Source organism: Providencia sp. 6390, from assembly GCF_058148425.1.
Genome location: NZ_JBYVYL010000010.1, coordinates 83,554 through 107,929, shown reverse-complemented (window position 1 = coordinate 107,929; position 24,376 = coordinate 83,554). Strand labels below are relative to the sequence as shown.

The 24,376-nt window shown below is 39.1% G+C and carries 21 protein-coding genes; 14 read left to right on the top strand and 7 right to left on the bottom strand.

What is annotated here, in order from left to right; all coding sequences use genetic code 11:
• Window positions 1–43: 43 nt before the first annotated feature.
• Window positions 44–1,573, top strand: a complete 1,530-nt coding sequence (abgT, locus tag AC3Z9T_RS18485; RefSeq protein ID WP_490127561.1) for a p-aminobenzoyl-glutamate transporter — start codon at window positions 44–46, stop codon at window positions 1,571–1,573.
• 78 nt (window positions 1,574–1,651) lie between these two features.
• On the opposite strand, the gene typA is transcribed toward abgT, so the two are convergent.
• The gene (gene typA / locus AC3Z9T_RS18480; RefSeq protein WP_490127560.1) at window positions 1,652–3,475 is read right to left on the bottom strand and encodes a ribosome-dependent GTPase TypA; all 1,824 of its coding nucleotides are present in this window, start codon (window positions 3,473–3,475) and stop codon (window positions 1,652–1,654) included.
• Window positions 3,476–3,895: 420 nt separating this feature from the next.
• Here typA and AC3Z9T_RS18475 point away from each other — a divergent pair, with 420 nt between their 5' ends.
• Complete coding sequence (locus AC3Z9T_RS18475; protein ID WP_490127559.1) at window positions 3,896–4,585, top strand: PadR family transcriptional regulator; 690 nt, start codon at window positions 3,896–3,898, stop codon at window positions 4,583–4,585.
• A gap of 351 nt (window positions 4,586–4,936) precedes the next feature.
• Here AC3Z9T_RS18475 and AC3Z9T_RS18470 read toward each other — a convergent pair whose 3' ends face one another.
• The 3 genes from AC3Z9T_RS18470 to AC3Z9T_RS18460 form a co-directional block, all read right to left on the bottom strand.
• Window positions 4,937–6,127 carry an MFS transporter gene (locus tag AC3Z9T_RS18470; protein WP_490127558.1) on the bottom strand — a complete coding sequence of 397 codons (1,191 nt, stop codon included), beginning with the start codon at window positions 6,125–6,127 and terminating at the stop codon, window positions 4,937–4,939.
• Window positions 6,128–6,129: 2 nt separating this feature from the next.
• Entirely contained in the window at window positions 6,130–7,437 is a 1,308-nt protein-coding gene (locus tag AC3Z9T_RS18465; protein ID WP_490127557.1) for a dTDP-4-dehydrorhamnose 3,5-epimerase family protein, read from the bottom strand.
• A gap of 180 nt (window positions 7,438–7,617) precedes the next feature.
• Entirely contained in the window at window positions 7,618–7,884 is a 267-nt protein-coding gene (locus AC3Z9T_RS18460; protein WP_490127556.1) for an XRE family transcriptional regulator, read from the bottom strand.
• A 719-nt stretch (window positions 7,885–8,603) separates the two neighbouring features.
• On the opposite strand from AC3Z9T_RS18460, the gene glnA reads away from it, so the two are divergent.
• The 11 genes from glnA to AC3Z9T_RS18405 all read left to right on the top strand — a co-directional run bounded on the left by glnA (window position 8,604) and on the right by AC3Z9T_RS18405 (window position 19,832).
• Window positions 8,604–10,013: a glutamate--ammonia ligase gene (glnA, locus tag AC3Z9T_RS18455; RefSeq protein WP_490127555.1), complete on the top strand. Its 1,410-nt coding sequence runs from the start codon at window positions 8,604–8,606 to the stop codon at window positions 10,011–10,013.
• Between the two features lie 176 nt (window positions 10,014–10,189).
• A complete protein-coding gene (gene glnL, locus AC3Z9T_RS18450) occupies window positions 10,190–11,239 on the top strand; it encodes a nitrogen regulation protein NR(II) (RefSeq protein WP_490127554.1) in 1,050 nt (349 codons plus the stop codon).
• A 9-nt stretch (window positions 11,240–11,248) separates the two neighbouring features.
• Window positions 11,249–12,694, top strand: coding sequence for a nitrogen regulation protein NR(I) (gene glnG / locus AC3Z9T_RS18445; RefSeq protein ID WP_490127553.1), 1,446 nt, complete (start codon window positions 11,249–11,251; stop codon window positions 12,692–12,694).
• Window positions 12,695–13,184: 490 nt separating this feature from the next.
• Window positions 13,185–13,715, top strand: a complete 531-nt coding sequence (locus AC3Z9T_RS18440; protein WP_490127552.1) for a fimbrial protein — start codon at window positions 13,185–13,187, stop codon at window positions 13,713–13,715.
• A 60-nt stretch (window positions 13,716–13,775) separates the two neighbouring features.
• Complete coding sequence (locus tag AC3Z9T_RS18435) at window positions 13,776–14,444, top strand: fimbrial biogenesis chaperone (protein ID WP_490127551.1); 669 nt, start codon at window positions 13,776–13,778, stop codon at window positions 14,442–14,444.
• Between the two features lie 24 nt (window positions 14,445–14,468).
• Complete coding sequence (locus tag AC3Z9T_RS18430) at window positions 14,469–16,967, top strand: fimbria/pilus outer membrane usher protein (protein ID WP_490127550.1); 2,499 nt, start codon at window positions 14,469–14,471, stop codon at window positions 16,965–16,967.
• 14 nt (window positions 16,968–16,981) lie between these two features.
• Complete coding sequence (locus AC3Z9T_RS18425; protein WP_490127549.1) at window positions 16,982–17,962, top strand: fimbrial protein; 981 nt, start codon at window positions 16,982–16,984, stop codon at window positions 17,960–17,962.
• 9 nt (window positions 17,963–17,971) lie between these two features.
• Window positions 17,972–18,484, top strand: a complete 513-nt coding sequence (locus AC3Z9T_RS18420) for a fimbrial protein (protein WP_490127548.1) — start codon at window positions 17,972–17,974, stop codon at window positions 18,482–18,484.
• Between the two features lie 7 nt (window positions 18,485–18,491).
• Window positions 18,492–18,992 (top strand): fimbrial protein, encoded by a 501-nt coding sequence (locus AC3Z9T_RS18415; protein WP_490127547.1) that lies wholly within the window; start codon window positions 18,492–18,494, stop codon window positions 18,990–18,992.
• Window positions 18,993–19,226: 234 nt separating this feature from the next.
• Window positions 19,227–19,502, top strand: coding sequence for a helix-turn-helix domain-containing protein (locus AC3Z9T_RS18410; protein ID WP_490127546.1), 276 nt, complete (start codon window positions 19,227–19,229; stop codon window positions 19,500–19,502).
• A 42-nt stretch (window positions 19,503–19,544) separates the two neighbouring features.
• The gene (locus AC3Z9T_RS18405) at window positions 19,545–19,832 is read left to right on the top strand and encodes a helix-turn-helix domain-containing protein (RefSeq protein ID WP_490127545.1); all 288 of its coding nucleotides are present in this window, start codon (window positions 19,545–19,547) and stop codon (window positions 19,830–19,832) included.
• Window positions 19,833–19,861: 29 nt separating this feature from the next.
• Here the strand turns inward: AC3Z9T_RS18405 and AC3Z9T_RS18400 are convergent, their stop codons facing one another.
• Entirely contained in the window at window positions 19,862–20,758 is an 897-nt protein-coding gene (locus AC3Z9T_RS18400; protein ID WP_490127544.1) for a LysR substrate-binding domain-containing protein, read from the bottom strand.
• Window positions 20,759–20,941: 183 nt separating this feature from the next.
• On the opposite strand from AC3Z9T_RS18400, the gene ampC reads away from it, so the two are divergent.
• Complete coding sequence (gene ampC / locus AC3Z9T_RS18395) at window positions 20,942–22,075, top strand: class C beta-lactamase (RefSeq protein ID WP_490127650.1); 1,134 nt, start codon at window positions 20,942–20,944, stop codon at window positions 22,073–22,075.
• 38 nt (window positions 22,076–22,113) lie between these two features.
• On the opposite strand, the gene hemN is transcribed toward ampC, so the two are convergent.
• Entirely contained in the window at window positions 22,114–23,487 is a 1,374-nt protein-coding gene (gene hemN / locus AC3Z9T_RS18390; protein ID WP_490127543.1) for an oxygen-independent coproporphyrinogen III oxidase, read from the bottom strand.
• A gap of 204 nt (window positions 23,488–23,691) precedes the next feature.
• Window positions 23,692–24,219: a Der GTPase-activating protein YihI gene (gene yihI, locus AC3Z9T_RS18385; protein ID WP_490127542.1), complete on the bottom strand. Its 528-nt coding sequence runs from the start codon at window positions 24,217–24,219 to the stop codon at window positions 23,692–23,694.
• Window positions 24,220–24,376 lie beyond the last annotated feature (157 nt).

Here is a 24,376-nt window from a genome sequence, read left to right as displayed (position 1 = left end):
TATAAAAAAATAACAATAATTACAAACACATAGGAATAACATCATGAACCAAACTGCAACGTCAATGAATAAAAGTCCAGGTGCTATTTTTCGTTGGATAGAACGTGTTGGTAATAAGATACCTAACCCTTTTATTCTATTCGTTTATCTACTCGCAATCTTAATGGTCGCTACCGCTGTACTTTCTTGGTTTGACTTATCAGTAAAAAACCCAGCTAATGGTGAATTAGTTAGCGTCAAAAATCTTTTAAGTGTCGAAGGGATACAATGGATCTTACCCAATATCGTCAAAAATTTTAGTGGCTTTGCCCCACTCGGCGCGATATTGGCATTAGTGATTGGTGCCGGACTAGCAGAAAAAGTCGGTTTGCTACAAGCTTTAATGTATAAAATGGCTTCTGGTATTAATAAGCGCTACGCCAGCTATATGGTGTTATTTATCGCTTTTTTCAGCCATATTTCATCCGATGCCGCACTTGTGGTAATGCCACCTTTAGGTGCTCTGATTTTTATCGCGGTTGGTCGTCATCCTGTTGCAGGGCTACTGGCAGCCATTGCAGGTGTTGCTTCTGGTTTTACAGCAAACTTGCTTATTGTCACCACCGATGTGTTACTTTCAGGGATCAGCACTGAAGCTGCAATGATGATTGACCCTAATATGCATGTCAGCGTTATCGATAACTGGTACTTTATGGCCACATCGGTGATTGTTTTGACGATTGCTGGTGCCATTCTCACTGACAAATTTATTGAACCACGACTACCTGCATGGGAAGGCACTTCTCACGATCGCTTAGAAACACTCACACCACAGCAAAATCGCGGGCTGCTAATGAGTGGGCTGTCTGCACTGATATTTATTGCAATTGTTGCTTTAATGGTGGTACCTGAAGGTGCTCCACTGCGTGACCCACAAACCGGTTCAGTGATCCCATCCCCATTTATCAAAGGGATCGTTCCCGTCATTATTATTTTCTTTTTTGTGGTATCCATTACTTATGGTATTTCCACGAAACAAATCAAAAAGCCTAATGATGTGCCTGATTTATTGGTCGACCCAATGAAAAGCATGGCGGGTTTTATTGTAATGGTGTTTCCATTGTCCCAATTTGTTGCCTTTTTCAATTGGAGCAATATGGGCAAGTTTATGGCAATTGGTTTAACTGATTTGCTTGAAAATCTAGGTATGACAGGGGTGCCAGCCTTTATTGGCCTAATGTTCTTATCTGCTTTTTTATGTATGTTTATCGCCAGCGGATCAGCTATTTGGTCAATTCTAGCGCCAATATTTGTGCCCATGTTTGTCCTGTTAGGCTTCCATCCAGCATTCGCACAGATTGTTTTCCGTATTGCCGACTCAGCCGTATTGCCATTAGCCCCTATGTCACCTTTCTTACCTCTATTTTTAGGGTTCCTACAGCGATATTATAAAAATGCGCAACTAGGCACTTATTACACATTGATTTTACCTTATCCACTGGTGTTCTTTGCTGTTTGGATCTTACTGCTAATCGGTTGGTACTATGCAGGATTGCCAATAGGGCCAGGGGTTTATCCATTGATCAATTCATAATGAATACATTAATGATGTAAATAAAAAAAGCGCCCATTTCATAATGGGCGCTTTTTCAATAATAGCAATTAATTGAAATTAATCTTCTTTTGAACGGCTTGCACGACGGCGATCGTTCTCTGTCAGGTGACGCTTACGCAGACGGATTGACTGCGGAGTCACTTCAACTAATTCGTCATCATCAATAAACTCTAGCGCTTGTTCCAGAGTCATTTTGATTGGTGGTGACAACGTTGTTGCTTCATCAGTACCTGATGCACGCATGTTAGTCAGTTTTTTACCTGTTAAGCAGTTCACTGTCAGGTCATTTGAACGTGAGTGAATACCGATGATTTGGCCTTCATACACTTCAGCACCATGGCCTAAGAACAACTTACCGCGATCTTGCAGGCTGTACAGAGCATAAGCAACCGCTTTACCTTGACCGTTTGAAATCAACACGCCGTTTTGACGGCCACCAATTTCACCTGGGCGAACATCATCATAATGGCTGAATGTTGAGTACAGTAGACCAGTACCTGAAGTCATGGTCATGAACTCAGTACGGAAGCCAATCAAGCCACGGCTTGGAATGATATAGTCAAGACGCACACGGCCTTTACCATCTGGCATCATGTCACGCAGGTCACCTTTACGCTCACCTAACGCTTTCATGACGTCACCTTGATGTTGTTCTTCAACGTCTAAGGTAACTTGTTCAAATGGCTCTTGTTTACGACCATCAACTTCACGGAAGATGACTTTAGGACGAGAAACCGCCAATTCGAAACCTTCACGACGCATGTTTTCGATCAGAACAGATAAGTGCAGCTCACCACGACCAGAAACACGGAATGCATCTGGATCTTGAGTTTCTTCAACGCGCAATGCAACGTTATGAACCAGCTCTTTATTCAGACGGTCAAGGATCTGACGAGAAGTCACATATTTACCTTCTTTACCGCAGAATGGTGAGGTGTTAACACAATAGAACATACTAACTGTTGGCTCATCAACCGCCAATGCAGGCAGCGCTTCAACATTACCTACGTTACAGATAGTGTCAGAGATGTTCAGTTCACCCAAACCAGTCAGAGCAACAATGTCACCTGCTTCAGCTTGTTGAGAATCGATACGCTCTAAACCTAAGTGAGTCAGAACTTTACCAATTTTACCGTTGCGAGTTTTACCTTCGCTATCAATCACAGTCACTTGTTGGTTAGGCTTAACAACACCACGTTTAATACGACCAATACCGATAACACCTAAGTAGCTGTTGTAATCTAATTGGGAAACTTGCATCTGGAAAGGACCTTCCAGATCAACTTTTGGTGGCTCAACGTGTTCCACGATAGCTTCGTACAGTGGAGTCATGTCTTCAGCCATTTCAGTGTGGTCAAGACCTGCAATACCGTTCAATGCAGATGCGTAAACGATAGGGAAATCAAGTTGCTCATCCGTCGCACCTAAGTTAACGAATAAGTCGAATACTTGGTCAACAACCCAATCAGGACGTGCGCCTGGGCGGTCAACTTTGTTGATAACAACAATTGGACGTAAACCGTGGTCGAACGCTTTTTGCGTTACGAAGCGAGTTTGCGGCATTGGGCCGTCCATCGCATCAACCACCAGTAGAACGCAGTCAACCATAGACATAACACGCTCAACTTCGCCACCAAAATCGGCGTGGCCTGGGGTGTCTACGATATTGATGTGATAACCATTCCATTGGATAGCGGTGTTTTTAGCAAGGATGGTAATACCACGCTCTTTCTCCAAGTCATTGGAGTCCATAACACGCTCATCGACAGTCTCACGTTCACCGAAGGTGCCCGATTGCTGCAATAATTTACCAACCAGTGTTGTCTTGCCATGGTCAACGTGAGCGATGATGGCGATATTTCTTAAGTTTTGAATTGACAAGGATTTTTACCGTTTAATTGACAGGAAAGGAATATGCTTAATTGAACCTATTTTTATATAGGAAGCATACTTTCTACGTTAATTTGCTGTTATTTTACACGTTTTTCCGCACAAGTGGAATAAATGTGAAACCCATCACTGTATAAAAAGTTTTTAACTAAAAAACATTCAGTTGCGTAACAACCGCGGAATATAGCAGAAAATAACTTGCATCAGTACTGAGAAATCACAAAGTAACAGCATAATACGCTATATCAAGATGCTTATCAGCTAAAAAAAAGAATAAAAAATAGACTTTGTTTTAGAATGTCCATTTTTTGACCCTTTTTTGCAATTTAGATATATCTAAATTGACTAATTAGATATATCTAATTATATTGAATACAACTTAATTCGATATATCTAAACAAGGAGAATTATATGCGAATTCATTCTTGCCGTCATGTTTATCATTCACGCCATGAAGACGACCATGGACACCAATGTTGCCACGGCGAAGGTCGCGGACACGGTGAAGGCCGTCATTGCCACGGCGAAGGTCGTGGACACGGTGAAGGCCGTCGTGGTCATGGCGAAGGACGTGGACGCAGTGAAGGCCGTCATAGAGGCCGTGGGCTACGTCGTTTATTCGACCATGGCGATTTACATATTATGGTGCTTTCATTAGTTGCCAAAAAACCAAGCTATGGTTACGAAATCATTAAAGATATTCAAGAAGCCTCGAGTGGCCTTTATGTGCCAAGCCCTGGCGTTATTTACCCCACTCTCACATTGCTTGAAGAACAGGGTTTCCTTGAATCTGAAATAGTAGAACGTAATCGTAAAAGTTTTAAGATCACCGCTGAAGGTGCTGAGCATTTACAGCTTAATCAAGAAACTGAAGCGACTATTTTCCGCAAACTTGCAAAAGCACGTGATATGCAACACGGTGGTAATTTAGCCGAAGACATCGAAATGGCAGTGCATCGTTTCAAGGCGCTATTACGCCATAAAATGGTGCTCAAGCAACTCAATGAAGCACAAACACGTCAGATTGCACAGATCATTAATGATGCAGTGCAACAGATTGAGCAAGTCAATACTCTGCTTACTAGTGATGATGAGCAGTAAAGAGGCATCATCTACACTAACTATCAGCCTTGTAACCCCCCTAGGGTGATGCAAGGCTAATTATTACGATTAAAAATTCCTTTCAGCTCAATAATCATGATCTATTATTGCTCATTAATTGATGATTAATGCCAAAATTAATTTTTATTTTTCCTTCATTTTATACAGTGCTAAACTACCTATAAATATTAATTAAAAAAATATCAATATTTTCATTGAGTTATAGGGATGACTAACCAATGGATACATCATCCCTATTATACTAAGTTTTTTAATTATCAAAATCAGCACATTATAATAGACTTCCTATATTTTTATCACTATTTAATAAAAACCATGAACTTAAACCTTTTATTGTTTAATATACTTATGCCCCATATAAGCATACAGAACACAGCCAGATACCAATGTAATTGCAATAGAAAGCATCATAAAATAACTCACGATATAAGGCTTCCCACCAAATAAAAACAATAACAAGCCTGTAACTGGTAGTATCAATTGACCAATCAATACAATGAGGGAAGATGTACTGGCTAATACTTTCGTCGGAATAACTTCAATTCTAATAATTCTATTAATATTCCCTGTAATAACTTTTCCAATGATCGTCAATGAATAGCTGATAACAAATATCCATATTGAATTGATATTTGAAACAAGCATAATCGAAGGAATAACAATAGCGATAAGACCAAAGATTAAAATACCCCGTCGAGAAACTCGACTAGAAATGAGGCTATAAATATATGTACCTAATACCCCACAGACCCCTGCCGCTACATCGATAAGTCCAAAAAATTTAACGGGTAGCGCCATGGCTTGATCAATAATCGCTGTCCCAGCAGATTCAACTAGCCCATCAAAAAAATTATTGCCTACCGCCACACCGATTGTACCTAAAATGATAGGCACAGATAAGATGAAACCTAACGGGTTCGTGTTATTTTCATTGCTAAATTTTCTGGTTATTTCTTTGCTTTCATTTACATCAATGCTTAAATTTGCTTTAGTAAAAAGAAAATAACAAGCGTTACTAAAATAAAGCAGACAAGGAATAAATAAAATATATTGGTAACCAATATCAATAAGCAACATACCAATAATGGGCCCTATCACCATACCCAAAAAATCCATTCTTGATATTAAATTAACATGGTGTTCCTTCTGCTGACTTAATAACGCAATGATTTTTTCATAGGCAATAATAGTTTGTGAATTACCGATTGAGACAAAACTACCTACGATGCCAAAGGCGATAGAGACTATTAGAGGGTCTTTAAACTCAAATAATAATAAGAAAACACATCCAACAATTTTAACCATGTCAGAAATTATTGATAATGGCCTAACACCAATGCTATCAATTAGCTTGCCAACTAATGGAATAAGTATCAGCCTTGGCAACCACCAAATAGCATACGACATTCCTGCATACTCGATACTTCCTGTCAGTGTGTAAACGACAACTGGTGTCAAAAAAACCATAATGCCATCAGCAGTTAGCACGAGAAAAAGAAAATAAAAAAAGGAAGTATTCATACTTATGCTCTACCTTCAATTTTTTCTTTTAATATGACTTTTACATGCTTACCGATACTTTCATCATAAATGACAACTGACTTTGGTGTGCTATGAGTTGGAGGTGTTTTAATGATTTCTAATTGTTGTGTCACGATATGTGCATAATATTCGCTGTTTGCTTCAATGGTATTCACTTTATAACTCATATAGTTAATGTCATTTATCGGCCAATCAATGACATCATTACCCGGTAAATATTGAAATTGATCATCGAGATAAAGCACAGGCCGATTAACCGTAATAATCTTTGCCATATTGCTTAAGGCATGAGCAACACCACAAGGAATAATTAATTCAACATATGGTGATGGAAAAAACGTGATTTCATCTTCTATAAATTGGGAGTTTGAACCTTCTCTCATGTCCACTAGTTTCAGCGTAATTTTTTGCGTTGAGTTCCCAAGGAAAACAAGATGATCCTCTTGCCCAAGATGTAAACCATATGAATCAAAGTCATAACTCTCTTCCCCATGTTCAACGAGATAAAGAGGCGATTGGCGAGTCAGTGGAACAATACAACTTTCGGTACCTGTTTTTATCGATGGTAACTCTTTAAAAATCACGCCTTCAATTTTAGATTCAGGCAACACCAACTTAGGCCAATCATGATTTTCCTCTCGAACCCTGACATTAATAATCTCTCCACTATTAAGCGTAAATTTCCTTGTTTCAGCGTGTTGATAACGGTACATATTCAAATTTTCAAACTGAAATTTGCCTATTTGGTGATACACCAAATCCGATGCCTCCTCTGACATTGGTAAATAACCTGTAATATCATCCAGTTCGATATCTTCAGGTATATTGATAATGTCACTTTCAGGAGTCCAATAAACTTCGCCGCAACAAATTTGCTCTAATGTAGGTAATAGGATCTTGTAACTATTTAATGTGTAGATATATTCTAAGTTATGAAAGGTATGTGCTACCCCTGGAGGGATCACTAATGTTTTTGCAGATGAAGGGGTAATATAAAACTCTTGTTTACTCTTGAATGTAGGGGAGCCTATACGGCAATCAATAAATTTTGCAAGTATACGTTTTTTTTCACTACCAAGAAATGTGAGTACATCTTGCTGCCCTAAATGAATACCATATTGCCCATATTTAAATTTACTTTCACCGTGATAGACAATATTCACGGGATAGGTCGTTGGGAAAGGCACAACAAAAGAATCGTCTTTCCCATTATTAATTCTCCAACGTGCGACCCAATGCAAACCATCAATAATTATTCCATTATTCAATTCATCTATATCTATACTCATAGCCTATCCCTAAAATAGAAAGGCAGTTTATACTCGATGTATTTCATCCTACAGTGCGATGCTAGAATCTAATAATCGTAGCTTTTTATGTTAACTGTTGGGTCAACGATAAACATCTAAAGTTATTCACTTTTCGATTAAATGTAGGCTTACAAGCAAAGAGCATAAACCACCTTATAATCAAATGGCTACAATCTCAATATCGTAACCAGCCTCTTTCGCACTATCTAGAAATGAACTTAAACTGCTCATGTTTAAGCTTGAATACTTATCATCAGCAGGCGCATTTTTTATACCCGCTAAATAAGCGAGTCTGTCGAAAGCAGATACCGCGACATCAGTGGTATTCAATACCATATCAATAAAACTATTATTTTTTAAATTATCATCTTCTAAAACAATAGGGGTATCTTTATATATTTTTGCAACCTCAGATATCTTAGTCATAAATCACCTTGTTAGTTATATAATTAAATGAAATTACTAAATAGCATAAAGGCAACATGCGTATCTACGATTTAAATTAATGGTGTAATATAAAAAATAACAACCTATTTAATATCATTTCCAGTTTAATAACGTCAAACTATTTAATAATTTTTTTATTAAAAATAAAAACAATTTAATTATTAGTTAATAATTAAAGAGAAATTAGCAAGAATATTTAAATCTCATTTAATAGATACAATTATTCAAAATGGTCTACTCTTAAGACATAAAAAAGTTGATATGCACTATAAATGTCATGCCCTTTATGACAAAGCACCATTATAGTGCAATGCAACATTAAAAAGCACCATTATGGTGCAAAAAGTATCGTTTATTCACTTACTAATTTTTTATGGTCGTGTAACACCCAGTATTTACGCTGTTTTAAAAAGTTGGCATGCTTTTCGCTTATACTTGCATGTGAGAAAGTTACATCTTGAATAATTGAGGCTGAAAAGCCCAAAAATAACTGCACAAAGTAACACTTATATACTCTAAATAATTCGAGATGCAGCAAGGCGACAAGTGAGTGAGTCGCTAAGAGCATACATAAGTATGTGAGTCACGGTGAGTGAGCGTAGCCGCTATGCCTGAACAAAAAGCGCTGCAACTTGAAGTATGACGAGTAGAGTATATGTGGTTATTTTACAGACCCGACCTGACCAGGAGAGCCGACGATGTCCGCAGAACACGTTTTATCGCTGATAGAAGAGCACAAAGTAAAATTTATCGATTTGCGTTTTACTGATACTAAAGGTAAAGAGCAACATATCACCATCCCTGCTCATCAAGTCAACGAAGACTTCTTTGAAGAAGGTAAAATGTTTGATGGTTCATCGATTGGTGGCTGGAAAGGCATCAACGAATCTGACATGGTATTGATGCCAGATCCATCAACAGCGATGCTTGACCCATTCTTTGCTGAGCCTACCTTGATTATTCGCTGTGACATTCTTGAGCCGGGCACCATGCAAGGTTATGACCGCGACCCACGCTCAATTTCTCAACGCGCTGAAGACTTCCTGCGTGCAAGTGGCATCGCGGATACCGTTCTGTTTGGCCCAGAGCCTGAATTCTTTATCTTTGATGACATCCGTTTTGGTAACAGCATGCATAATAGCTTCTATCAAATCGATGATATCGAAGCGGCTTGGAACACTGGAACAAAATACGAAGGCGGTAATAAAGGCCATCGTCCGGGAGTTAAAGGCGGTTATTTCCCAGTACCACCAGTCGATTCTTCACAAGATCTGCGTTCTGCAATGTGTACTACCATGGAAGAGATGGGCTTAGTCGTTGAAGCTCACCACCATGAAGTGGCAACAGCAGGCCAAAACGAAGTGGCATGTCGTTTTAATACCATGACCAAAAAAGCGGATGAAACCCAAATCTATAAGTATGTTGTTCATAACGTTGCTCACGCTTACGGTAAAACAGCAACCTTTATGCCAAAACCATTAGTGGGCGATAACGGTTCAGGTATGCACTGCCACATGTCACTGTCAAAAGACGGTATCAACCTGTTTGCAGGTGACAAATACGGCGGTTTATCTGAAATGGCGCTGTACTACATTGGCGGTATTATCAAACATGCACGTGCACTGAATGCCTTTACTAACCCAACCACTAACTCATACAAGCGTTTAGTTCCAGGTTACGAAGCACCAGTGATGTTGGCTTACTCTGCACGTAACCGCTCTGCATCTATTCGTATCCCAGTAGTTGCAAGCACTAAAGCACGTCGTATCGAAGTTCGCTTCCCAGACCCAGCAGCAAACCCATACTTAGCGTTTGCAGCACAGTTGATGGCTGGTCTTGATGGTATTATCAACAAGATCCACCCTGGCGATGCGATGGATAAAAACCTGTACGATTTGCCACCAGAAGAAGCAAAAGAAATTCCAACAGTAGCAGGATCATTAGAAGAAGCCTTGGCTGAATTAGATAAAAACCGCGAGTTCTTAACCCGTGGCGGTGTCTTCACTGATGATGCTATTGACGCTTATATCGAATTACTGCGTGGTGACATTCAACGTGTCCGTATGACGCCACACCCACTAGAATTTGAAATGTACTACAGTGTGTAACACGCCGTTCCACTGTTAGTCTTTGTTGCCGTGAAACATTTGCCCCATCTCTGATGGGGCCTTTTCTCCCTAGCGATTTTGGTGGCAACGTTTAATTGACCGTATCCTGATTCAAATTGCAGCTTTGTTGGGTAAATCAAGTATAATGCACCAAAATAGTGCAGGAGCAGAATTACATGAAAGCCGAACATTTGCCAGCGCCGGAACACATCCTTGATTCACTGTTAAACAGTGTCTTAATCGTTGATTATGACCTTGTGATCCACTACGCCAACCATGCCGCGCTGCAAATACTCGCGCAAAGCCAACGCAAAATATATGGCACACCGCTACCTGTACTTTGTAGTTATTGTTCATTGAATGATGAATTAATGATTAATAGCCTAAAAGAAGGCCATAGCTTTACAGATAATGAAGTCACATTGGTTTTTAACAACCACTCTCATGTGATGTCCTTAAGTGCGCAGCCTTTTTCAGCACAATTTATTTTGTTGGAACTCTCCCAACTCGATAGCCAACGCCGCCTTAGCCAAGAGCAGGCACAAAATGCCCAGCAACTAGCTGCAAGAGAGTTGATCCGTGGTTTAGCTCATGAAATTAAAAATCCATTAGGTGGATTGAGAGGCGCAGCTCAACTACTTTCTAAAGCATTACCTGATCCTCAACTGAATGAATATACTCAAGTGATTATTGAGCAAGCTGATCGGCTAAGAGCCTTAGTTGATAGGTTACTCGGTCCACAATACCCTGGTCCTAAAACACAACAGAGTATTCATCATAGTGCTGAAAATATCGCACGCTTAGTGTCATTAGAAAAACCAGACAATGTGAGTTTGATCCGTGATTACGACCCAAGTTTGCCTGATCTTGAGTATTATCCAGACCAAATTGAACAAGTTCTCCTGAATATTATTCGTAATGCTTTACAAGCGCTCTCCGAAACGGGGGGAACGATCACACTACGTACCCGAACCGCTTTTCAAGTTATGTTGCAAGGTGAACGTTATCGCCTCGCTGCACGAATTGATATTGAAGATGATGGGCCAGGAATTCCACTTTCTATTCAAGATACATTATTTTACCCGATGGTAAGCGGCCGAATAGGAGGCACTGGGTTGGGGCTATCTATTGTTCACAGCTTAGTTGATCAACATTCAGGCAAAATTGACTTTACCAGTTGGCCCGGTCATACCGAGTTTTCTATTTATCTGCCAATTAAAAAGTAGGAGGTGACGATGCAACAGGGAAAAATTTGGGTTGTTGATGATGACAGTTCTATCCGCTGGGTGCTTGAACGAGCACTTAATAGCGCGTCATTCCACTGCACCTGTTTTGATAGCGCAGATAGCGTTCTTGCCGCCTTAGAACATAGCCAACCTGATGTATTGCTATCAGATATCCGTATGCCTGGCGTCGATGGTTTAGCTTTACTCAATCAGCTAAAGCAGTCACACCCACTACTACCTATCATTATTATGACCGCGCACTCAGATCTTGATGCGGCAGTCAATGCCTATCAATCAGGGGCTTTTGATTATTTACCAAAACCTTTTGATATTGATGAAACCGTTGCTTTAGTTGAGCGAGCATTAAGCCATAGCCGAGAACAAAACCACGTTGAAAAAGACAACAAGCAAAAAACAGACAGTGTTTCTTCAACGATGATTGGTGAAGCGCCAGCGATGCAAGATGTTTATCGCATCATTGGCCGCCTTTCTCGTTCATCGATTAGTGTGCTAATTAATGGCGAGTCAGGTACAGGTAAAGAGTTGGTTGCACATGCACTGCACCAACACAGCCCACGAGCTAATGGGCCTTTTATTGCATTAAATATGGCTGCCATCCCTAAAGACTTAATTGAATCAGAGCTATTTGGTCATGAAAAAGGCGCATTTACTGGTGCAACACAAGTCAGACAAGGCCGCTTTGAACAAGCTAACGGTGGCTCTTTGTTCTTGGATGAAATCGGAGACATGCCACTAGATGTCCAAACGCGACTATTACGCGTACTTGCTGAAGGGCAATTCTATCGCATCGGTGGCTACACACCAGTGAAAGTCGATGTACGTATTATCGCCGCGACCCACCAAGATCTCGAAAAACGAGTGAAAGAAGGTTTATTTCGTGAAGATTTATTTCATCGCTTAAATGTTATTCGTGTGCAATTACCCCCATTAAGAGAAAGAACAGAAGATATTCCACGACTTGCACACTATTTTTTGCAAAACACGGCCAAGGAATTAGGTGTTGATAGTAAAATTCTACATCCAGATAGCGAGCAAATCCTACAACGCTATTATTGGTCAGGTAATGTTAGGCAATTAGAAAATGTCTGTCGTTGGTTAACGGTGATGGCTGCCAGCCAAGAGATCTTACCGCAAGATTTACCAGAGGACTTGTTGGATAACCGTCAGCAAGAAAACACGACCATGATATCAATCTCTAACAACTATCAAACCAATAACAATGTGCCATGGTTTGAATTACTTGAACGCTGGACTCAGGACGCACTGGCTGATGGTAAAGAAAATTTGCTTGCTCAAACCACGCCATTAATGGAGCACACCATGTTGAACTGTGCACTGAAATATACTAATGGGCACAAACAAGAAGCGGCACGTTTGCTTGGTTGGGGTCGTAATACATTAACTCGTAAATTAAAAGAATTGGGCATCGAATAAAGAGTAGAGCTTAGTTTCTATTCTTTATTCAATTAAACAGATGAAAATGAGAACCATAATTAATTTCAAAATCAAAAAAGCTGAAATTAATAAATACATATCTTTATTTGAACATCATAATATAGCAAATCTCACTCACTGAAAAAAACCAACAGAATAATCATTATTCAATTACACACTATCCGTTAGATATAGTAGAAATTGACCATTTATATTTTTTATAAAGCATTTCAATGTTATTTTAAATGTTCAAAAGCATTTCAAATTGTTAATATTTTCTTTCCTTGAATTTTATCCGATCAAAATCTAACTCATAATGTGTTTTTCAATTAATAACTCCTTACTTAAAACAAAAAGTCAAATTTAAAGCTAAAAACCCCTCAACTTGTTTATTAATAAAAATAGCGGGAAAATACCCGTCATTGGAGTAGTTGCGTAATACTCTAAATACCCCCATTAAATAAAAAATATTCTTCTCGGAGAAATACCAATGAAAAAAAATGTAATTGCATCTTTAATTGCGGCTACTTCTATCTTTGCAATTAATAATGCATTGGCAGCTGATGGCAATATTGATTTTACAGGTGAGATTATTGATCAGGCTTGTGAATTAGCATCCGGCTCTGACGCATTAACCGTTAACCTAGGCAAAATATCTAAAACTGCATTTAAAGCGCCAGGTGATACCGCTGCTGCGACAAAATTTACCATTAAATTAACCAACTGCCCTGCAACAGTGAGTAATGCTTCGGTTAAATTTGATGCTGAAACTTATTTAGGTGATGACAGTGTGATTGCATTAAAAACCGATCCTAATGAAGCTAAAGGCGTCGGCATTCAAATTACTGATGACCTGAACGCTGTAATACCATTATTCACCGCATCAAAACAATATGCCTTACAGTCAGGTACTGGTGTTGTGAATAACCTAGACTTTAGAGCGCGTTATATTGCTAAAGATACCGACGTAGAATCAGGTATCGCAAACGGCACAGCGACGTTTACAATTAACTACAACTAATTTGATGTTTAAGGCTTAAAAGGACTTAGGCCTTATTTCTCTATACTTGGCGGCGGTAATATGAAACCTATTATTTTTTTCTTTATATCAATAGTGATGTTAATCAATACAGCCAATGCTGGAGTCATCATTGGTGGAACTCGCGTTATTTATCCTGAAGGCAGTAAAGATGTCACCATTAGCGTCGAAAATCCAGATAAAATCCCTTATTTGATTCAGTCGTGGATAGAAAGTGCACAAGGAGATAAACAATCTGATTTCACCATCACACCGCCTTTATTTAGGTTAAATCAAGAAAAAACCAATGCGTTAAGAATTTTTTTAACTGATAATAAATTACCTAATAATAAAGAAACATTGTTCTGGTTAAATATTAAAACCATACCTGCAACAAAAAGAACTGAAAACTCATTACAGATTGCGTTTAAAACGCAAATGAAATTGATATACCGCCCTACATCAATTAAAAGTGTCAATTTTACTGAAGAGCAAAAAAAATTAAAATGGTCTAAAAATGGCAATCAAATTACGGTAAACAACCCAACACCTTATTATATTAATTTTCAGAGCATTTCATTTAATGGCAAAAAAGCAGAAGATATTTCTTATGTTGCACCATTTACATCAACCTCATTTAAAATAAATGACACATCTGCTCATGGCATTGTTAAATGGGAAATCATTAATGATTATGGTTCGGCTAGTGTGGTATCTGAAACGAAAATATAATCAATAATAAAATTAGGTCTTCACATGAGAATAAATAAAATATGCATTGGCCTATTTTTATATTTAGGCTATATCACCGTTGTGCATGCGGAAAAAGAAGTCTATTTTGACCCTGATTTTTTAGAGCTGCCGAATAAAGGATCAGTCGATTTATCGCAATTCGAAAATAATCAACAAATTGCTGGTCATTATTATGTTGATATCTATATTAACAATAACTTAATTGGTGCTAAAAGTTTACGCTTTGAGAAAGATAAACAAAATGCCTTATTACCTTGTTTATCGCTTGCCGATCTCAAAGAATTTGGCATTAAAGTTGCCGATTACCCAGAGCTTGCTCATGCAGGTGAAGAGTGCGCTAATTTATCGGCGATCCCAGATGCAACAAGTGAGTTTGATTTTAACGCACAACGTTTGTATCTCAGCATTCCACAAATCGCATTAGATAATAACCCGCGTGGTTACGTGGATTTAGCTGATATTGACAACGGTGTAAACGCACTATTGCTTAACTATAGCTATAGTGGCTCTAAAAATTATGATCGTAAAAATGATGGTTCGAATAGCACATCTAACTATGTCAATTTACGACCTGGCCTCAATATTGGCGCTTGGCGTTTGCGTAATTACACCACTTGGTCAAACAATGATAACCAATCAAGTAAATGGGATACTATTTATACCTATGCGTCACGTAACATCAATAGTCTAAAAAGCCAGTTGGTCCTAGGTGACAGTGTATCCCCTTCAATGGTATTTGATAGCGTACCTTTTCGTGGTGCACAACTTGCCACTGATAATGATATGTACCCTGAAAGTCTGCGTGGTTACGCCCCTATCGTTCGAGGTATCGCTCGTAGCAACGCCCAAATCACCGTGCGCCAAAATGGTTATATTATTTATCAAACCGATGTTGCCGCTGGACCATTTGAAATAACCGATCTCTACCCGACGGGCAGTAGTGGTGATTTATATGTCACTATTAAAGAATCTAACGGCAGTGAACAAGTGCAAATTGTTCCTTTTGCCTCATTACCTGTCTTACAGCGTGAAGGCTATCTTTCTTACAGCGTTACGGGCGGCGAATATCGTTCTTATGACGGTAATGTTGATAAAACCAAGTTTGGTCAGTTCACCTTAATTTATGGTTTACCTTATGGTATTACTGCCTATGGTGGTAGCCAAATGAGTGAACATTATCAATCTTATTCTCTCGGTGCAGGGCAAAACTTAGGTCAACTTGGTGCGGTATCTGTCGATATCACTCAAGCAAATTCAACGTTAAGTAATGATGATAAATATCAAGGCCAATCTTATCGCTTTCGCTATAACAAAAACTTAAACGATATTGGCACTAACATTGCTCTAGCAGGTTATCGTTATTCAACTAAGGGGTTTTACAGTTTATCAGAAGTGTTTGATGGCTATCGAGATACTCACTATACCCCTGAAATTGAGCGCCGTCGTAACCGCGGAGAAATCACACTCAATCAAAATCTAGGTGATACCTACGGTTCTATTTCTGCGGGTTTCGTCAGTGAAGACTATTGGAATAGCGATCGTAAAACACAATCAGCAACTCTCGGCTACAACAACAGTTGGAACGGTATTAGTTATGGCTTGAATTATACCTATAATAAAAATACCAGTAGCTATATGTATTACACTGAAACAAAAAAAAGAAGTGAAGATGACCACCTGTTTGCCTTTTCGCTCAGTATTCCATTTGCCTTGTTTGAAGACACGGCCTATATCAACGTCAATACTAGCAGTAGCAGCCAAGGTAATAGCACGGGAACAGTTGGCGTTTCAGCCGCTCAGTTAAATAACCGTCTTAATTGGAGTGCTCAACAAAGCGTTGCCAATAAAGGGCAAGGCTCATCTGGCAATATAAATGCCTCCTATAAAGGACAATATGGTGAAGTGTCAGGTGGAACCAGCTACAGTAAAAATAACTATAACCTCTATTATGGCGCCAACGGTAGCTTAGTCGCCCATTCAGGCGGTATCGTTTTAGGCCAACAACTCGGTGAAACTGCGGCACTAGTAGAGATCCCTCATGCGGGCGGAGTACCTATTCTCAATCAAGCGGGTGTTATCACCAATAATCAGGGCTATGCATTAGTACCTTATATTACTGCATACCGTAAAAACGTGATTGATATTGAGACCTCTGATTTACCCGAAAATACTGAAATGGATTTAACCAGCCAAACTGTTGCCCCTAGTCGTGGTGCATTAGCGAAAGCCAGCTTTGTTGCCAATGTGGGTTATCGTGCCTTAATCGTGATCACATTCGCAGATGGCAAACCAGTTCCATTTGGGGCACAAGCTATTTTTAAAGATAACAATAATCTTAATGGCATGGTTGGTAGCGATGGAGAAATCTATCTTTCTGGTTTAGCTGAAAGTGGTCACTTTGTAATCCAATATAACGATAAACAGCAATGTCAGGTGAATTATAACTTAGCCGGATTAGCGAATTATTTAGGGCTATATAAAACCACGGCTGTGTGTCAGTAATAGCGAGAACGATAATGAAAAAATTAACAGTTAAATTAACGGCGATGCTCGGGTGTTTGTTTGCTTATTCTGAATATACTATTGCAGCATGTGTGCAAAACTCGGACTTTAATAACCTACAATCAAATATTCCTTCACGGGTATTTACGATCCAATACGATGATACAACGGTTAGAAATCTTGATACGCTAACTGTCTCATACAGCTCGTCAACCTTGAATACTTATGCCCCCAATAGTGGAGAATGTGGGCCATCTTATTTAAGGGGAAACTATGTCAATGGCTGGACGCCTGATGCAAATAGCGTCGCAGCAACCAATATTCCAGGTATTGGCGTCACAATACAAACGGCGGGTATCGGTAATTTCAACGCTTCTTTTGGCCCTTCTAGCTCAGGAGTAAATAGCTGGCAAGTTTTCGCAACCACTTGGACAATCGTGATAAAAAAAACCGGTGTAGTCACAACGACAGGCTCATTAACATCGGGGGTAGTTGCTCGTTTTACCCAAACTAACCCAGCACCTTATAACTCAACATGGTACTTAGCGGCTTTAAATATGCCGGCAAATGCTATTCAAATTAAGGTGCTCAGCTGTTCATTAAAAAGTTCTGTTCCCACTATTAATATGGGTGACTGGTACGATACTCAATTTAAAAATATTGGTGACACCAGTACGGATGTAGATATTCCTATCACTCTTAGCTGTCTACCAGGAACCAATATTAAAGCCACCGTAACGGCGACTAGTGGTGCCGATAATCCATCTCAAGGACAATTATCTTTATCTGGTGCCAATAAAGCCACTGGTGTTGCAATCCAACTAGTCGATAAGGCCGGCCAACCAATCCCACTCGGCATTAAAAATACCATTCAAAACAACGTACCTAATGGCGACTATATTTTCGGCTGGAAAGCGCGCTACATCAAAACAGCGAGCGATATCACACCGGGTTCAGCTAATGCCACTGCTACCGTCAATATACGTTATGAGTAGGAGCTAAATATGAATAAGTACATTTGCTGTATCTCATTAATTTCTATTATAACTGTACCGGTTGCCTCTCACGCTGCGACAAATATCAATTTAGTCTTTAATGGCAACATTAAAGCGGCAAGTTGCAATATTACCGGCGGCAACAATATCAATATCGACTTAAAAAGACTTCCTATCGATCTGTTTAATACGCCGCAAAGTGGTTCTGAATGGAAAGAATTTAATATCAACTTAACAGACTGCTCATCAAGCATTGATCAAGTGAAATTAACATTTAGCGGTACTGTCGACAGTAGTGATATTAATAGCTTATATAAAAACCAAGGAACGGCACAAAATATTGCTGTGCAACTTGAAACGGCTGATGGCATAACACCGCTAGGCAATCAGAAAACCCTTATGGCACCTGTAGCAAACCAAACCGCCACCATCCCATTAAGAACTCGCGCCTTTTCTAGTGCAGGTAATGTGGTTCCGGGATCTATTTCTGCCAATATCACTGCGACTATCATTTACTTATAGGGAGAGGATGATGAAACGTATCGTACTATTACTTTCACTCTTTATCTACTCGGCACTATCATTAGCAGATACAGTTAACATTCATATTTCAGGCTATGTCACTGCAATGCCATGTGAAATAGAAAAAAATGACTACTTAATTGATTTCAAGAAGATCAACACTTGGAATATCCGTGATGATAATGCATCTCCTTGGATTGATTTTTCAGTAAAGCTTAAAAATTGCCCAATTAATACTAAAGAAGCAATTATGATCATCAATGGAATCAGTGATCCAACAAATAACGATTATTTTATCAATACAGGAACCTCGCAAAATGCTGCATTGCATTTAGCCAACACATTGGATAAATCAACTATCAAAAATGGAACAAAAATAACTTTTCCTATTGATAGCATTAGTCGTAGTGTTGAAATCCCTTTATCTGCAAGAGTAAAAGGATCTGGCAGTGGGATGCTTCCTGGTACCTTTAAAAGTCACGTGGAATTTACATTGCTTTATCATTAATTTTTATTAAACAGTATATAAATACTTATATTTAAATAAAATTATTTCCATTATTTAAATGATATTTAAAATACAACCATAAAAGATAGAGAGCATTAGTAACACAATACAGTTATTTTTAATTTACATTTATTTACATATAATTGTAGATTTATCTCTATTATTTAATTTTTTTTGGCTTCTAATACTCAGAGAAAAATACCGCGTTTTCTCTCTTAATAAAAGGGTTTAACTATGCCTGATTATTACCCAATATCTAAGATAATAGGTAAAAAAATCACCTATTATCGTAAAATGAAAGGAATATCATTAACCGAGCTTGCCAAAGTTACTGGGGTAAGTGAGCAACAACAATCAAGATACGAACGAGGCATTAATAGAATTAACTTAAATCGACTTTATTTATACGCTAATTTTTTTAACGTCAATGTAGATGTTTTTTTTCAATTAAATGATAAAGAGATAAATGAAATTAATCATTTCTCGAAGGATAAGCTTTATTTTGATTAGTGACAAACACTTATTAAGATAAATATAATGGGGTTGGAAAATATGGATAAAAATATATCTAAAATTATTGGCTTAAAAATAAGAACATTACGAGAGAAACACGGTATGACAGGAAAAGAACTCAGTGTTCTTCTGGGTATTAGCCAACAACACCAATCTCGCTATGAAAATGGCGAAGTGAATATTCATGTCGAGACTATTTATTATTTAACTCAAATATTTAATATTGAACCCGACTATTTTTTTTCAGAGATTATAAATCATGATGAAAATAGCGGGGAAATAATTAAATCAAAAAGTTATTATCAAGCAGAAGCTACTATACTATAGAAAATAGCTTACTTATAAACTGGCGTATATTACGCCAGTTTATTGTCTGGCAATTTGACTTCACTTAGCAACCAGTTTTGAAAAATCATCATTGCTGGAGTCATTGGGCGTGATTTTAAACGACTCAGCCAATATCCGCCAAGTGTTACACTGACCTCAAAAGGCTGTACTAACATTCCTGCGCTTAGCTCATGCTCAAACATACAGCTTGGCGCGAGGGCGATACTGTCAGTCAGTAATGCCGCTTCAACCATCAATCTTGATGAATCAAATATCGGCCCTTTGACCCGCCATGGTTCTAGATCGGCTGCAATCTGCCATTTTTCCCATTCATCTTTACGGTAAGAACGCATGAGATTGTGCTCTTTGAGATCCAATGGATGGGTTAATTTATGTGCCATTTTTTCAGAACACAACACAGTATGAGCCGTCGAGAACAAAGCGGTATTTTCAGCTAGGGGCCATAAACCTTCACCAAAACGAATAGCAAAATCTACCCCTTCAGCGGCTAAGTTAACCACGTTATTATGCGTCATGATACGTAAGTCAATGTACGGGTAGAGATCAGCAAACGCGGCTAATCGAGATAATAACCAACCAACGGCAAATGTTCCGACCACAGAAACACTCAACACTTCATGATAGTGCCCATCTTCAAATTGCTGAAGCAATGATTCTATTTGATCAAACGAACGGCTCAAGACGGGTAACAAGGCCAGCCCTTCATCCGTTAACGCAAGCCCTCGAGGCAAACGGGTGAATAATACCACTCCGAGTTGTTCTTCAAGCAAACGCACCTGTTGACTCACGGCAGCCTGAGTAACACTTAATTCAAGTCCAGCTCGAGTAAAGCTGAGATGCCTTGCTGAAGCCTCAAATACCCTTAAAGCATTTAAAGGGAGGCGATGACGATAATTGCCTGCCATAAGTTTTTCTTTTACCTCATCGAATTTTATATCGTTTTAAATCGTGACCTAACGTAGGCATAATTTACATCAACAATAGGCTAACACGAGTTTAAGAAATAATTTGAACTAAAGTGGCAGCATACCTGAAATTAATCAGCAACAACTAAAACTTTTACTTTAATGGATAACTCTATGAAAAATATTTTTCGTCAGGGGCGGATGTTTATCGCTTTAGGATTAGCACTGACCTCCCTTTCTGCCTCTGCGCTAACGCAACAACAAGTTGATGACATAATCAAACCGCTCATGAAGCAAGAGCAAATCCCAGGTATGTCTGTTGCTATTTCTGTTGATGGCAAACAGCAGATCTACCATTACGGTGTGCAGTCAAAACAAACTCAAGTCGCCGTAAGCGATAAAACCCTATATGAAATTGGTTCCTTATCAAAAACCTTTACTGCCACCCTCGCTGCCTATGCACAAACACAAGGGAAATTGGATTTTAACCAAAGTGTTAGTCATTACTTACCTGCACTAAAAGGCAGTGCTTTTGATAATGTAACAATAATGAATCTTGCAACTCATACATCTGGATTATCGATATTTGTTCCAAATGGTGTTGCGACGAGTGAGCAATTAATGGCTTATTATCAAAAATGGCTTCCAGAGAAGACAATTGGTCAATATCGCTCTTATTCAAACCTTGGAGTTGGGCTATTAGGTATTGTCACAGCAGAACAACTCAATATGCCATTCTCCCAAGCGATGGAAAAAATGATGCTACCATCACTCGGCTTAAAACATACTTATGTTAATGTGCCGAAAAGCCAAGAACAGTACTATGCACAAGGCTATAACAAGAAAGATCAACCAGTGCGTGTTACCCCTGAAATTCTTGATGCAGAAGCCTACGGTTTGAAATCAAATGCGAAAGATTTGATCCGCTTTTTAGAGATCAATATGCAAACTACTAAAGTGTCTAAACCTTGGCAGGAAGCGATTGAAGATACCCATACAGGGTTTTATCTGACAGATTCATTTGTGCAAGATATGATGTGGGAAAGCTATCCGTGGCCGGTCTCCCTTTCGCAGTTGTTGCAAGGCAACCGTGATGATATGGCATTAAAACCACAAAAAGTAGAATTGATCAAACCAGTAATGGCACCTGAAGCACGCGCCTATTACAACAAAACAGGCTCAACTAATGGCTTCGCCACTTATGCGGTGTTTATCCCTGAAGAGAAAACGGCCATCGTGATGCTATCCAACAAGTGGATACCGATCCCGAAACGCATCACTGCAACCTATCAGTTATTAGAAAAAATCGAACGCTAAAAGTCTTAAGGCTCTGTAGATTACGGAGCCTTAATCCATTAAATCACGCGAGAAAATTGGCGTTGGCGCATTTGATTACGCAAATACACATCAAAACACATGCAAATATTACGGATCAACAAACGCCCTTGCGGAGTAACTTTAATACCTTCCTCTGTCATTTCAACTAAACCATCTTGTACCATTGGTTCCAATAATTCTAAATCTTCTGCAAAATAGGCTTTAAAATCGATTGGATATAGCGCTTCAATTTGAGCAAAGTTCAGCTGGAAATTACAAATCAACGTTTTAATCACATCACGGCGCAAACAATCGTCATCGGTCAATGCCAGACCTCGCCATAAAGCATGCCCTTGCTGTTCAACTTGAGCATAGTAGGTTTTTAAGTCTTTCTGATTTTGAGCGTAGCTATCTCCTAGCATGCTAATTGCAGAAACCCCAAGCCCCAACAAATCACAATCACCTTGAGTAGTATAACCTTGGAAATTACGATGAAGGATACCTTCACGCTGAGCTATAGCTAACTCGTCTTGTGGTTTCGCGAAGTGATCCATACCAATAAATTGGTAGCCTTCCGTGGTCAACGTTGCGATCGTTTCTTGCAAGATATCCAACTTTTGTTCCGCACTCGGCAGATCCTCATCTTTTATTTTACGCTGTGCGGCAAACAAGTTAGGCAAATGAGCATAGTTAAATACACTTAGGCGATCGGGGGAAAGTTCAACCACTTTTTTCAAGGTAAAAGCAAAGCTTTCAGGGGTTTGTTTTGGCAAACCATAAATAAGGTCAATGCTGGTTGACGTGAAACCGACCTCTTTTGCTCGATTAATTAACGCAAAAATAAACTCTTCATCTTGTTCACGGTTCACTAAAACTTGAACTTGTTTATTAAAATCCTGTACGCCCATGCTTAAGCGATTAAACCCTTCGCTGCGTAGATGGTCGATCATGTCGAGTTCAATTTCCCTTGGATCGACTTCAATCGACATTTCCACATCATCAGCAAAATGAAAATTCGCCTTTAATAAAGAAACTAAATGACTGACTTGCGCTTTATCTAAATAGGTTGGAGTGCCACCACCCCAATGCATCTGGGTCACTGTGCGGTTTTTTAGCATAGCTGCACGTTGAATAATTTCTTTTTCAATCACCTGTAGATATTCATCGGCTTTGTGTTTTTGCCGAGTCACCAATTTATTACAACCACAGAAATAGCATAATTTATGGCAGAAAGGGATATGCACGTAGAGCGATAACGGGTTATCAGGGTAACGTTGTGTCGCCGCGACAAACGCGCTTTCATCATAGTTTTGGTTAAATTCGAGCGCCGTTGGGTATGAGGTATAGCGAGGCCCTGAATAATTATATTTCTGGATAAGAGAAAGATCCCAAACGATATTTTGCTCTGACATTAACATTCCTCAATAGTGACAAATTGTCACTTAATAGGTTGCACTTTATACATTTTTATTGGCGAAATTATATACATCATACCATAAAGTATAACGCATGATTCATTTTAGAGAATTGACTCAACGCCAAGAGTGATACCGATTGAACAAAATTCAAGCAAATCGTCCCCAGCAGAGCGGCTAGGGACGGCAGGGAAAAATAGATTACTTACTTTTCAAAATACGCATGATGTCATCGAGTTTTTCTTCGTCTTCCTCTTCTTCATCATCCGTTAGTTCGATGCCTAAAATAGACATCAATTCATCGATACGATCTAAACAAGTATCAATGTACTCTTGTTCTTTCGCAGTGACGGTTTCACCATCTTCTAAACGTGCTAACAAGCTGTCTAAACGATCATCTTGCTCCAGCATTGCCAGCTCTTGCTCTGGTGATAATTTTACTTTCTCAGCAGGCTCTTTCACCTTCGCTGGGCGCGTTGCGATCACTTTTTCTTCGGCAATCAAAGGCACCGGTTTTTTACTGCCAATACGCGGGTCATTCGCTTGATTTTGGCTGCCTGACTGACCATTCGCTGATTTTTCTTGGTAGCGAGCACCTGCTTTGTTACCGCGATGTTTTTTCTCGCGTTTACGCTCACGCCCTTCCGCATTCAGCTCTTCTTTAGATTTGCGGTACTTTTTCTTTGTTTTGCCAGCAGTGTTGCTTGCAGGTTTTTTTGGTGAATTCATGGTCTGATACCTTGATAAAGTCAGTTTCTGTTGCGGAATCTAGCAGGATCCCGCAAACAGTGGAAGCACTTGCACAGCAATTAGACTATTTTTTTGCATTTTGCTTTTAATCATTATAGCAAAACGGCTCTTACTACGAGAGCCGTTTATAATAATA

What these genes read in the sequence shown, in the direction of transcription:
- AC3Z9T_RS18430 (WP_490127550.1), top strand. Translation starts at nt 14,469, where the DNA reads ATGAGAATAAATAAAATATGCATTGGCCTATTTTTATATTTAGGCTAT.
- hemN (WP_490127543.1), bottom strand. Translation starts at nt 23,487, where the DNA reads ATGTCAGAGCAAAATATCGTTTGGGATCTTTCTCTTATCCAGAAATAT.
- AC3Z9T_RS18470 (WP_490127558.1), bottom strand. Translation starts at nt 6,127, where the DNA reads ATGAATACTTCCTTTTTTTATTTTCTTTTTCTCGTGCTAACTGCTGAT.
- glnG (WP_490127553.1), top strand. Translation starts at nt 11,249, where the DNA reads ATGCAACAGGGAAAAATTTGGGTTGTTGATGATGACAGTTCTATCCGC.
- abgT (WP_490127561.1), top strand. Translation starts at nt 44, where the DNA reads ATGAACCAAACTGCAACGTCAATGAATAAAAGTCCAGGTGCTATTTTT.
- AC3Z9T_RS18425 (WP_490127549.1), top strand. Translation starts at nt 16,982, where the DNA reads ATGAAAAAATTAACAGTTAAATTAACGGCGATGCTCGGGTGTTTGTTT.
- AC3Z9T_RS18465 (WP_490127557.1), bottom strand. Translation starts at nt 7,437, where the DNA reads ATGAGTATAGATATAGATGAATTGAATAATGGAATAATTATTGATGGT.
- glnA (WP_490127555.1), top strand. Translation starts at nt 8,604, where the DNA reads ATGTCCGCAGAACACGTTTTATCGCTGATAGAAGAGCACAAAGTAAAA.
- AC3Z9T_RS18420 (WP_490127548.1), top strand. Translation starts at nt 17,972, where the DNA reads ATGAATAAGTACATTTGCTGTATCTCATTAATTTCTATTATAACTGTA.
- AC3Z9T_RS18405 (WP_490127545.1), top strand. Translation starts at nt 19,545, where the DNA reads ATGGATAAAAATATATCTAAAATTATTGGCTTAAAAATAAGAACATTA.
- AC3Z9T_RS18475 (WP_490127559.1), top strand. Translation starts at nt 3,896, where the DNA reads ATGCGAATTCATTCTTGCCGTCATGTTTATCATTCACGCCATGAAGAC.
- yihI (WP_490127542.1), bottom strand. Translation starts at nt 24,219, where the DNA reads ATGAATTCACCAAAAAAACCTGCAAGCAACACTGCTGGCAAAACAAAG.
- AC3Z9T_RS18460 (WP_490127556.1), bottom strand. Translation starts at nt 7,884, where the DNA reads ATGACTAAGATATCTGAGGTTGCAAAAATATATAAAGATACCCCTATT.
- AC3Z9T_RS18410 (WP_490127546.1), top strand. Translation starts at nt 19,227, where the DNA reads ATGCCTGATTATTACCCAATATCTAAGATAATAGGTAAAAAAATCACC.
- AC3Z9T_RS18415 (WP_490127547.1), top strand. Translation starts at nt 18,492, where the DNA reads ATGATGAAACGTATCGTACTATTACTTTCACTCTTTATCTACTCGGCA.
- AC3Z9T_RS18400 (WP_490127544.1), bottom strand. Translation starts at nt 20,758, where the DNA reads ATGGCAGGCAATTATCGTCATCGCCTCCCTTTAAATGCTTTAAGGGTA.
- AC3Z9T_RS18435 (WP_490127551.1), top strand. Translation starts at nt 13,776, where the DNA reads ATGAAACCTATTATTTTTTTCTTTATATCAATAGTGATGTTAATCAAT.
- glnL (WP_490127554.1), top strand. Translation starts at nt 10,190, where the DNA reads ATGAAAGCCGAACATTTGCCAGCGCCGGAACACATCCTTGATTCACTG.
- AC3Z9T_RS18440 (WP_490127552.1), top strand. Translation starts at nt 13,185, where the DNA reads ATGAAAAAAAATGTAATTGCATCTTTAATTGCGGCTACTTCTATCTTT.